Here is a 10,041-nt window from a genome sequence, read left to right as displayed (position 1 = left end):
AGTGCACGTACACGCTGATTGACGGTGCTGCCACCGGTGACGTCCAACAGGACCGGGCCGGCGTGGAACTGGAGTCGGGTGCGCACATCGAACGAGCGCAGTTGCGCCTGCGTGGTGATGGTCTGCCTGGATGCCGGCGGTGCCGATGCAGAATCGGTGTAGACCGCGAGCGGTGCGCTCCAGACGTTGCGATGGAGTGAGGTGGTGCGATCGAGTGCGCGCAGGTCGAGTGCGGCATTCACGCCCCGCACGCGTTGCCATACACCTACTGTGAGCCCCTGCTGATCACGAGTCGGATCGAGTTGCGAAAGACTGCGATAGCCGTACCACACACTGACACCACCCTGATGCAACTGGCGCGTGATGCGGAGCAGCGCGCGTGGTGTGCTGGCAAGGTCCACACAGTCAGTACCGCCACTTCCCACGGCACCTGAGGCGGCGAGTGCCCAGCCGCGATATGCGGGGGAACGGGCGGCGAGCGCCACCACCGGTGTGTTGGTGCCAAATCGCGTGGTCCGAGTGACCGGTGCGGAGTACGCTGTTGCCGAGAGGTTGGTCCAGTCTGCCTGTGCCGCGACGATGGACGGCGCCTGGCACTGTGCCCCATTGCCGCTGCTGAGCATGGTCGCCGCGCTGACCATTGGTCTGGCAGGCTGTGCCGCAACAACTCGCGGCGAGAAAACAAGTAGCACTGCGGTGGAGAGGAATCGCCGACGCATGCGATGGACCCACAGGGCTGGAGAGCGTGAAGGGCAGAAGAGCACGGGGCAGATTGCCGCGCATGCTATACCTCCTGATCATCCCCTCGGGTCACATCGATCTCGCCTTGCGCGGTCGATCCCAGTTCTCCAGACTGAAGGATGACATTGAGCCTCGAACGAATCCGCTCCGCCTGTGCACTGGCACTGGCACTGGCCATGCCCATGTTCGCCGGCTGTATGGCGACCACCGATGTGGGCAACAACAACGGCGTCGACTATTTCGCACGCATCAGCGGTACGGTCACACGTGCGGACGGATCTCCCAATGCCCGCGCACAGATTGGCGTGTCGTGTGTCGGCTCTGAAGAGGTGCCGTTTGGTATCACCGGTGAAGCCGATGCCAACGGGCGCTTTGCACTGGATCTGAATGTCCCGCGTGGATTCAGACCACTCGAGGGGCCGCTGTACGCATGCCGTGTGCTGACTCCGTATCTGGGGACACCCCAGGCAGAGAAGACGGTGCCGATCCAGGTGGGCACGTCCACGCGTCCGGTGACCGAAATCACGCTCGTCATTCCCTGATCGTACGTACCAATACCACGCGCCCGTCATGTGCAATGACGGGCGCGTGGTAAACGGCAGAAGCTGATCGGGCTATCAGTGCCAGGTCAGCGAAAAACCCAGTTGATTGAAGTTGGCCGAATTGCCGTCGAACTGGCCGCCCACGAGGTTGGCAAACGGTGTGACGCTGAAGTTGCGCGCCACACGCAGGTCATAGCCCACGCCGATCAGCGCCGACGTGCCGTCTTCCGTCACACTCACGTTGCGACGCTGCGTCTTGAGCTGGCCGACACCCAGGCCACCTTGCATGAAAAAGCCGCCACGGGCCGCGGGATAGAACTTGGCGAGCGCCATGAGGCCGCTCTGCGATCCTGTCACGCCATCATCTTCGCGTGTCCACAGGTTGTACGACGCACCGAGCTGGAAACGGGGGGAAATCGTGCCGCCCAACGCGAGCTGGCCCACCACACCACCTCGACGGTCATCACAGCCTTCGCAGCCACGACTGCCGGCACCAAGACCGGCCGTGAGCCAAAACCCCTGGCGGGTTTGTGGGTGGCCCTGCGCGGACAGCGTCGAGGTGCTGGCGGAGAGGGCAACGGCCGCGATCGCGGCCAGACGGGTGACATGACGGAAAGGGATCATCGCGGCTCCTGTGCCGGGTCGAGTCATCATACGGTAGGGAGGCGCCAAACCGGCGCCGTTGAGGGTGCTACCCCCGAAGGGGGGCGGTTGGTGCCACGCCTCAGCCTGCCCCGACTATCATTGGGCATGGTGAATTCATGACCGAGCCACTGGAAAACGTCCCCGAACAGCCGTCGAACCCTTCCGTCGCCCCGGAAGGTTTCGTCGATGATCTGCGTGCCGCTGCCCGTTTGCTGGAACGCGTGATCGCAGACCGCACCCTGCTGATGACCGTGCCCACCGAAGACCGCCGCCGTTTCGACGAGGCGGTGGCCACGGTATTCCAGCCCGATGTGCGCGCGCGTCGCGCGATGGTGAAGGCCACCGCACGTCAGCGAAAGCTCGAGGCCGCGCTGCGCGATGACAGCATGCTGCACGAGACCGGTATTCGTGCGCTGCGCCGCAAGCCGGTGTTCACCACACCCAATGTGTATCTGCTCGGCGATCCCGCCCTCGGTACGTCCTCCGTGACGCATGACGAGGTGGAGGCGCCGGAAGGCGCCGACAACCGGTCGGACAACGGACCGGAATCGGTCGTGCCGCAGCACTGCTACATCTGCAAGCAGAAGTTCACGAAGATCCATCACTTCTACGACCAGATGTGCACGGAGTGCGCCGACTTCAATTTCCGGAAGCGCACCGAGCTCGTGGACCTGAGCGGCCGCACGGCGCTGCTCACCGGTGGCCGCGTGAAGATTGGCTATCAGGCCGGTCTCAAGCTGCTGCGTTGCGGTGCGCGCCTGCTGGTGACCACGCGCTTCCCGCGCGATTCGGCCATGCGCTATGCGGCGGAGCCTGATTTCGAGCATTGGAAGGATCGGCTCGAGATCTTTGGGCTGGACCTGCGCCATACGCCGAGCGTGGAGGCGTTCTGCCGGCAGTTGCTGCAAACAGAGTCGCGGCTCGACTTCATCGTGAACAATGCCTGTCAGACGGTGCGGCGCCCACCCGCCTTCTATGCGCACATGATGGAAGGCGAACGCGCGGCTGCGGGCACATTGCCGTCGACCACGCGCGCGTTGCTGGGCAGCTACGAAGGCATGCGTGATGCCAACGCGGGGCGAGTGGCCTCGGCAGATGCAGATGCAGGTGCTGGCGTGGTGAGCGCGGAAACCATCGAGGAACTGGCGCTCGACCGGGTGGGGCTCACGCACGCGGCCGCGTTGTCGCAGGTGGCGCTGCTGCCGGACGATGAACTGGATGTCGGCGAGCAGCTGTTCCCGAGCGGGAAGCTGGATCAGGATCTGCAGCAGATCGATTTGCGTACACGCAATTCGTGGCGACTGCTGATGGACGAAGTGCCAAGCGTGGAGTTGCTGGAGGTGCAGCTGGTGAACGCCATTGCGCCGTTCCTCATCAACGCACGTCTCAAGCCGCTCATGCTGCGCACCGACAACCGCGACAAGCACATCGTGAATGTGTCGGCGATGGAAGGCCAGTTCTATCGCAACAACAAGACCACGCGGCACCCGCACACCAACATGGCCAAGGCGGCGCTGAACATGATGACGCGTACGTCGGCGGCCGACTACCAGCAGGACGGCATCCACATGAACAGCGTGGACACCGGCTGGGTGACGGATGAAGACGTGGCAGAGATCGCCGCGCGCAAGGTGGAGAATCATCGCTTCCATCCGCCGCTGGACATCGTGGATGGTGCGGCGCGTATCGTGGACCCCATCATCGCCGGTGTGGCCACGGGCGAGCATGTTTGGGGGCAGTTCCTCAAGGACTACGCGCCGACCGACTGGTAGTCCGAACGCGGTCATACTTTTTGTCTCGCACGTGCCCACATGATCTGGGATCATTCGCAGTCACGCCGTGAGTTCCTGACCGCTGCTGCGGCGGCCGGCTTCTGGGTGGCGCATCGTCTTCCCGGTGCGCCTGCCGCGCGCGCACCATGGACGCTGTACATCGGCACGTATACGAAGACAGGGAAGAGTAAAGGCATTTATCGCGTGGCCGTAGACCCGGTCACGCTGCAGTTCGGTGCGCTGGAGCTTGCCGTGGAAACGCCCGATCCGTCGTTTCTCGCACTCACGCCCGATGGCCGTGCGCTGGTGGCGGTCAATGAGCTGGTGGAGTTCGGTGGTCAGGCCTCGGGCAGCGTGACGGTGTTTGCGCGCAATGCCGCGAGTGGTGCACTCACCGCGATCGCACCATCGCGGGCGTCACGTGGAGCTGCGCCGTGTTACGTGTCCATCGACCGCACGGGGCGTCAAGTGATGGTGGCCAACTACGTGGGTGGCAACGTTGCCGTGTTGCCACTCGCCGCCGATGGCGCGCTGGGCGAAGCCACCACGGTCCTGGCACGCACAGGCAAGGGACCTCACCCGGTGCGACAGGTGGCCCCGCATGCACACTGCATCGTGACCGATCCGGGCAATCGGTTTGTGCTGATGACGGACCTCGGCACCGACAAAATCCATGTGGCGCGTCTCGATGCGGCCACGGGCAAGCTGACACCGGCCGAGGTGCCGGAGGTGATGCTGCGTCCGGGGTCCGGGCCGCGTCATCTCGCATTTTCGCCCGACGGCCAGACGCTCTACGTGGTGACGGAGCTCGACTCCACCATTGTGTCGTTCGCCTACAATCGCAGCACCGGCGCGCTCACCGAGCGGCAGCGTATTTCCACACGCCCGGCAGGTGCCACGGTGGAGAACTTCCCGGCCGACCTGCACGTGCATCCCACGGGACGCACGGTGTATGCCTCCAATCGCGGCGATGATACCATCGCCGTGTTTTCGGTGGACGCGGCGAGCAAGCAGTTGTCGCTGGTGCAGTCGGTACCGACAGGCGGCAGTGGACCGCGCAACTTCACACTCACGCCCGATGGCGCGGGGTTGCTGGTGGCCAATCAGCGGTCCGACAACATTCTGGCGTTTCAGGTGGATGCGGTGACGGGGCAACTGGCCGCAACGCGGCAGGTGCTCGAGGCGCCGGTGCCCGTGTGTCTCACGTTCGCCTGACACCGTACGCTGCAAACCTGACACGGGAGTCGATGCATGCGCGGTCTTGATTTCAGTTCATGGTCAACCGTGCTCACGACGTTCGTGAGTCTCGCCCTGGTCACGCTGATCGGTGTGGGCATTCGCCTGCTGGCGATGCAGACCATTCAGCAGCGCCGCGAACGTGAGAATCGTCAGGTCAATGAACGGCTGCGCATTCTCATCGCCGCGTACAAGACACTGGGTGGTTCGTTCACCGGCAATCTGCTGGTCGACCCCACGCACCTCCGTGATCTGCGAGAGGCGGGACTGCTCGACGAATCCGCCATGACTGCGGGTGATCGCGCGCGCCGCACGCGGGATGCGGTGGAAGGCGCGCTCTCCGATGTGCTGCTGTTGGGAACGGAGGAGCAGGTGCATCTCGCCACACAGGTGATCAACGAATTGGTGGCGGGGCGCCAGGTGGAGACGGCGGCGCTGGTGGTGTCGCTGCGCAACTTCATCCGGCGTGTGCTCGACCTCGAGCCGGTGCCCGCCACGGTCGCGGCACTGCGTCAGGGGCCGGCGCGTCCGGGCGCGAACGGTGCCGGAAAGAAGGACGGTGGCGGGAAGGACGAAGGCCGCGGTGGAGGGAAGGGCGGCGGCCTTGGCGCCGGGGGCATGGGCGCGGGAGGACTGGGAGCTGGCCTTGGCTTGGGGCTCACCGTGGACGACGACGGGACAACGGAGCGGTAGAGAGTCGCTTTGGCCGTGAGCTATGGGCTGTGGTTGGCGATGGCTTCCAGGAAGTAGTCTCCATACTTCTCCAGCTTCGCCTGACCCACGCCCGGCACCTGCAGCATCTCATGGTGCGTCTCCGGGCGACGCGACACCATCTCCAGCAGCACGCGGTCACCGAACACGATGTAAGCCGGCACACGCGCTTCGTCCGCCAGTTCGCGCCGCAGTGCACGGAGCGCATCGAACAGCTCGCGATCGACCGTGCTGAGTTCGTGTGCATCGAGCGACGACGATGACTGGGCGCGACCACCCGACGACACGCGCCGCCACGGCCCCTGCGCCACACGCTCCTGCTCGGCGGCTTCCGCGATGCGGGCTTCCACCGTTTCGCCGCTGCAGTGGTCACACGATGAGCCACAGGGCTCCACGGTCTCATCGAAGTGGCGCACCAATGCCTGATGCCGGCAGCTCGAACGCTCGATGAGGTTGAACAGCGCCTTGGTGGCGGCATGGGTGCGCTCGCGCAGCGCGTCGTCCTCGAGCCGGTCGAGGAAACGCTCGTGCGCGATGACATCGGCCCACGAGTAGAACATGATGCAATCACTGGGCAGACCGTCGCGACCGGCGCGACCGATCTCCTGATACCAGGATTCGATGTCCTTGGGCATGTCGCGATGAATCACGAAGCGCACGTTCGACTTGTCGATGCCCATGCCGAATGCCACGGTCGCCACCACCACATCGACATCGTCGCACTGAAAGGCCTCCTGATTGCGCGCGCGTTCGTCGGGTTCGAGACCGGCATGATACGACAGCGCCTTCACGCCATTCTGCACCAGGAATTCGGCGGTCTGCTCCACTCCCTTGCGGCTCTGGCAATACACAATGCCGCTCTCGCCAGCGTGTGCACGCACCAGCGTGAGAATCTCACGGCGCGTGTTGCCACCCTGACCCTTCTTGCGCACGCCGATGCGCAGGTTGGGGCGAAAGAACGAGCCCTTGAATCCCGCGGGCTTTTTCATGCCCAACTGCCGCAGAATGTCACGCGCCACGTCGCGGGTCGCGGTGGCCGTCAGGGCGAGCACCGGCACGTCGAGCTGCTGCTTGAGTCCCTGCAAGCGGCGATAGCTGGGGCGGAAGTCGTGTCCCCACTGACTGATGCAGTGCGCTTCATCCACCACCAGTAGCGAGATGGGGCAACCCTGCACGAAGTCACCTAGGTAGCCATCGAGCGCTTCGGGGGCGAGGTACACCAGCTCGTACATGCCGGCACGAAACGCATCGAGGCGCGCGCGACGCTCGTTGGGATCGAGCGTGGAGTTGATCGCGGTGACGCGGTAGCCGAGTCCGGCAACGGCGTCCACCTGGTCCTTCATGAGCGAGATGAGCGGCGAGATGACGAGTACGGTGCCGCCCAGCAGGCGCGCCGGGATCTGATAGGTGAGCGACTTGCCCGCGCCGGTGGGCATGAGCGCGATGCAGTCGCGGCCCGCGAGCACCGCGTCGATGACTTCACGTTGTCCCGGACGGAACTCGGTGTAGCCGAAGACGTCGTGGAGGACGTCGTCGGGAGTGAGGCGGGCCGGAGCGAGAAGCGGGTCAGCGGAGGGCACGCTGCATTCTAGTCAGGTGCCGTATCCGATGCTGATGGACCTGTGCCTGCTACCGTAAGGCGATGCCCACGCCGATCGTCCAGGTTGGCCACCACGCCCTGCACTGATATCGGCAATGCTCTAGATTGCACCGAATCACACATTGTGGTGTGATCCCGCCGTTCGATCCCGAACCGGCGACCCCACCCGCCTGGAGATCCTCCCGTGCGCCGTCTTCCGATTCTGGCCGTCACCGCCGCCGTCTCGTTCGTGTCCGCCTGCTCTGGTGCCGACAAGGCGCCTGTTGCCGACAGTGTCGCCGCTGCGCCGGTGGCCGCTCCGGCTGTTGTCGCCATCGGCATTGCCTCGCCGGCCGAAGGCGATTCGGTGATGCAGCCGTTCACGGTGCGTCTCGAGGCGATGGGCGTGGAAGTCGTGCCGGCCACGGGCACGGCCGAGCCGGGCAAGGGGCATCATCACCTGATCATCGACGGCGACGTGCCGTCGGATACGGCGCCGCTGCCGGCAGCGCCGATCGTGATTCACATGGGTGATGCGTCGACAGAGCGCAACATCGAAGGGCTCAAGCCCGGCCCGCATCGTATCATCGCCGTGTTCGCCGATGGCGCGCATGTGCCGATGGCGTCGGTGAAGCGCGACACGCTCAACATCGTCGTCATCAAGTAACGCCGGTTTCGCTGGCGTTACGCGACGCGCTACACGAAGTGCCGGAACAGGCGCGCGCGTTCGTCGATATCGGTGCGGCCAAGGTCCACGGACTTTGCGGCTGATTCCCATGCGGCGAGGCCTTCTTCGACATCGTCGATGATGCGCGCGCCCGCTTCCGGCACGTCGAAGGTCTTGCCCACGACGAGCAGGTCGTCGCGGGTGAAATGATCGTCCTTGCCACGCACCGTCATCTGGTGCGTGCGCGTCCAGGCACCGCCTACGGCCCAGGTGAGGTCGTAGGCGGGGGCCAGTGACCAATGCCCGCGCTCGTCCATCAGGAACGCGATGTTTTTCACGTGGTCGTCCTGGTTGCGGGCGGCCAGGTTGAACACCATGCGCCGGTACGCCTGATCCACCGCCTGCTGCCCCAATTGCAGCGCAAGGATGGTGCGAAACCAGTCTTCGTACGACAGGATCTGCCGCACGTTGTAGTCAGCATGCTCGAGGCCTCCGAGCGTGTGCATGTGCAGGCGTGCGGTGGGCTCGGGGCCTGATGCTGCGAGCTGCGTGATGGGGGTGTCCTGTTCGGCGATGGTGGCGAGTGAGACGCCGCGCTGCACCCGGTCGAAGCGGCGCGTCATGAAGTGCGCGAACTCGCGCTCACGCAGCAGGTGTGTCTCACTCATCTCGATGCCGGCCCGACGCGCCATCTGCGCATACGCGAATTCAATGCGGCCATAGGGCTGCGGACGGAAGTCGCGCGTCACGCTGTGTCCACCTTCGCCGATGGCCACACCATCGAACTTGATCATCCAGTGTTCGTCACCCGACGACACGGGCGCGAAGCCCGAGCGCACCCGTCCGTTGCCGCGGTGCCAGAGGATGAGCGCCTTGGCGCGCGCGCCACCCGCCGTTGCACCCACCTGCATCATCTCCGGAATCGCAATCGAGGTGTCGCCTTCGATCACGCGGCGCGCCTGCTCGACGAGGGTGGAGACTTCGAGTGCCTCACGTGTGGCATCGGTTTGCATCGATTCGATGGGCGGTGTGAATTCCAGCGCCCCCATGGCTCGCTGCCCGATATACAACAGGCGTTGTACCGGACTCATGGCATCCTGCGCGCGTCCCCGTTGCTCGAAATAGCGCCGGATGACGGCGTTGCCGTACGCATCGGGCAGGCTGTCGGCGAGTACACCGGGCAGACCCAGGAAAGCATCCGAACGGGCGAGCTCGGGAAAGACGAGCGGCCCGCGTCGATTGAGCGGCAGGTGACGCGGTGAGATCTCGAGCCCCGACGCGCGAAACGCGTCGGTGTACTCGAAGATCACGGTCCCGGTGGACGGATCCTCCGCCACCACACCCACATCGCGCCCCCACAAACGCACGGTGGCGAGTGCCGCGGTGGGTGGCCCACCCGAGGCACGCCGAGCTGCTGACTTTCGGGCGATCATTCGCGGTCCGGCGATTCCGGTGACTTGCGCGGCCGGCTCGCGCGCTGTCGCACTTGCCCGCTCATGGCCGCGAGTTGGATCGGCGAGAGGACGGGCGGCGGGAGGAACGTTTCGAGCGCCTCGAGGCGGCCGAGCGCGCGCAGCACGCGCACGACGGTCTCCAGGGTGGAGTTTTCGCCCGCCTCCAACCGGTTGATGGTGCGGGTGGGCAGCCCCGACAGGCGCGCGATGTCGATCACGCGCAGGTTCTGCTGCAGTCGGTATCCCTGAATGCGGTCCCCGAATTCGCGCAGGACATCCGGGGTCGGGAGTTCGGCGGTTATCCTCGGCATTTATACGACGTATGAGGCGTTATGGGCATATATAACTATCTCTAAGTGACTTATGCGGCGCTTAAATATTGGTGTTTGTGAAAAGGTACTATTCAAAATAATACGACGCAAATGGCATTTCGTCATCAAAAATCGCAGTAATGCGCCGTATTCGGCGTATCTGTTCCCTTGTGGACTATCCGCGCCAGTGCTGGTGACAAGACGCACATTTTCAGAAATTGCCGACTCTTGACAGTACAGGCCGTTTGTCCCTACTCTGGGCGGTGATCATGATCTCCACGCCCGCCGCACAAATCGGAATCGCCACATACGGCCGGCGCGCTGAGGCTCCCTCGTGTTGTTGTCCGTTGCGTTCGCGGATGTCGGATATGCGTGAGGACGTG

The 10,041-nt window shown here is 64.5% G+C and carries 10 protein-coding genes; 5 read left to right on the top strand and 5 right to left on the bottom strand.

Features of this window, described 5'->3' with window-relative positions:
- The coding region (locus tag VGE27_RS07615) for a hypothetical protein (protein WP_331049048.1) at nt 1-641 on the bottom strand (641 nt) is incomplete at its 3' end.
- Between the two features lie 225 nt (nt 642-866).
- Between VGE27_RS07615 and VGE27_RS07610 the strand changes: the two genes are divergently transcribed.
- Nucleotides 867-1,283, top strand: coding sequence for a hypothetical protein (locus VGE27_RS07610; RefSeq protein ID WP_331049047.1), 417 nt, complete (start codon nt 867-869; stop codon nt 1,281-1,283).
- Nucleotides 1,284-1,358: 75 nt separating this feature from the next.
- On the opposite strand, the gene VGE27_RS07605 is transcribed toward VGE27_RS07610, so the two are convergent.
- On the bottom strand, nt 1,359-1,907 hold the full coding sequence (locus tag VGE27_RS07605) for a hypothetical protein (protein WP_331049046.1): 549 nt from the start codon (nt 1,905-1,907) through the stop codon (nt 1,359-1,361).
- Nucleotides 1,908-2,044: 137 nt separating this feature from the next.
- On the opposite strand from VGE27_RS07605, the gene VGE27_RS07600 reads away from it, so the two are divergent.
- Genes VGE27_RS07600 through VGE27_RS07590 form a run of 3 tightly spaced genes read left to right on the top strand, consistent with a single transcriptional unit; the run spans nt 2,045 to nt 5,629 of the window.
- Nucleotides 2,045-3,700, top strand: coding sequence for an SDR family oxidoreductase (locus VGE27_RS07600; protein ID WP_331049045.1), 1,656 nt, complete (start codon nt 2,045-2,047; stop codon nt 3,698-3,700).
- Nucleotides 3,701-3,739: 39 nt separating this feature from the next.
- Entirely contained in the window at nt 3,740-4,915 is a 1,176-nt protein-coding gene (locus VGE27_RS07595; RefSeq protein WP_331049044.1) for a lactonase family protein, read from the top strand.
- 36 nt (nt 4,916-4,951) lie between these two features.
- Nucleotides 4,952-5,629, top strand: coding sequence for a hypothetical protein (locus VGE27_RS07590; protein ID WP_331049043.1), 678 nt, complete (start codon nt 4,952-4,954; stop codon nt 5,627-5,629).
- 20 nt (nt 5,630-5,649) lie between these two features.
- On the opposite strand, the gene VGE27_RS07585 is transcribed toward VGE27_RS07590, so the two are convergent.
- Nucleotides 5,650-7,227 carry an ATP-dependent DNA helicase RecQ gene (locus VGE27_RS07585; protein WP_331049042.1) on the bottom strand — a complete coding sequence of 526 codons (1,578 nt, stop codon included), beginning with the start codon at nt 7,225-7,227 and terminating at the stop codon, nt 5,650-5,652.
- Between the two features lie 204 nt (nt 7,228-7,431).
- Here VGE27_RS07585 and VGE27_RS07580 point away from each other — a divergent pair, with 204 nt between their 5' ends.
- Nucleotides 7,432-7,893 carry a DUF4399 domain-containing protein gene (locus VGE27_RS07580; protein WP_331049041.1) on the top strand — a complete coding sequence of 154 codons (462 nt, stop codon included), beginning with the start codon at nt 7,432-7,434 and terminating at the stop codon, nt 7,891-7,893.
- 29 nt (nt 7,894-7,922) lie between these two features.
- Here the strand turns inward: VGE27_RS07580 and VGE27_RS07575 are convergent, their stop codons facing one another.
- Both VGE27_RS07575 and VGE27_RS07570 read right to left on the bottom strand, forming a co-directional pair.
- Entirely contained in the window at nt 7,923-9,326 is a 1,404-nt protein-coding gene (locus tag VGE27_RS07575; protein WP_331049040.1) for a type II toxin-antitoxin system HipA family toxin, read from the bottom strand.
- On the bottom strand, nt 9,323-9,658 hold the full coding sequence (locus VGE27_RS07570; RefSeq protein ID WP_331049039.1) for a helix-turn-helix transcriptional regulator: 336 nt from the start codon (nt 9,656-9,658) through the stop codon (nt 9,323-9,325). The genes VGE27_RS07575 and VGE27_RS07570 overlap by 4 nt, the downstream gene beginning before the upstream one ends.
- Nucleotides 9,659-10,041 lie beyond the last annotated feature (383 nt).

The sequence above is a fragment of the Gemmatimonas sp. genome (assembly GCF_036405635.1).
Classification (GTDB): domain Bacteria; phylum Gemmatimonadota; class Gemmatimonadetes; order Gemmatimonadales; family Gemmatimonadaceae; genus Gemmatimonas.
The sequence above is the reverse complement of the archived record's forward strand: the minus strand, read 5'-3'. Positions and strand labels throughout refer to the sequence as shown.

Bases quoted from the DNA above. Each gene is read 5' to 3' on its own strand.
- VGE27_RS07605 (WP_331049046.1), bottom strand. From the start codon at position 1,907: ATGATCCCTTTCCGTCATGTCACCCGTCTGGCCGCGATCGCGGCCGTT.
- VGE27_RS07600 (WP_331049045.1), top strand. From the start codon at position 2,045: ATGACCGAGCCACTGGAAAACGTCCCCGAACAGCCGTCGAACCCTTCC.
- VGE27_RS07595 (WP_331049044.1), top strand. From the start codon at position 3,740: ATGATCTGGGATCATTCGCAGTCACGCCGTGAGTTCCTGACCGCTGCT.
- VGE27_RS07590 (WP_331049043.1), top strand. From the start codon at position 4,952: ATGCGCGGTCTTGATTTCAGTTCATGGTCAACCGTGCTCACGACGTTC.
- VGE27_RS07575 (WP_331049040.1), bottom strand. From the start codon at position 9,326: ATGATCGCCCGAAAGTCAGCAGCTCGGCGTGCCTCGGGTGGGCCACCC.
- VGE27_RS07570 (WP_331049039.1), bottom strand. From the start codon at position 9,658: ATGCCGAGGATAACCGCCGAACTCCCGACCCCGGATGTCCTGCGCGAA.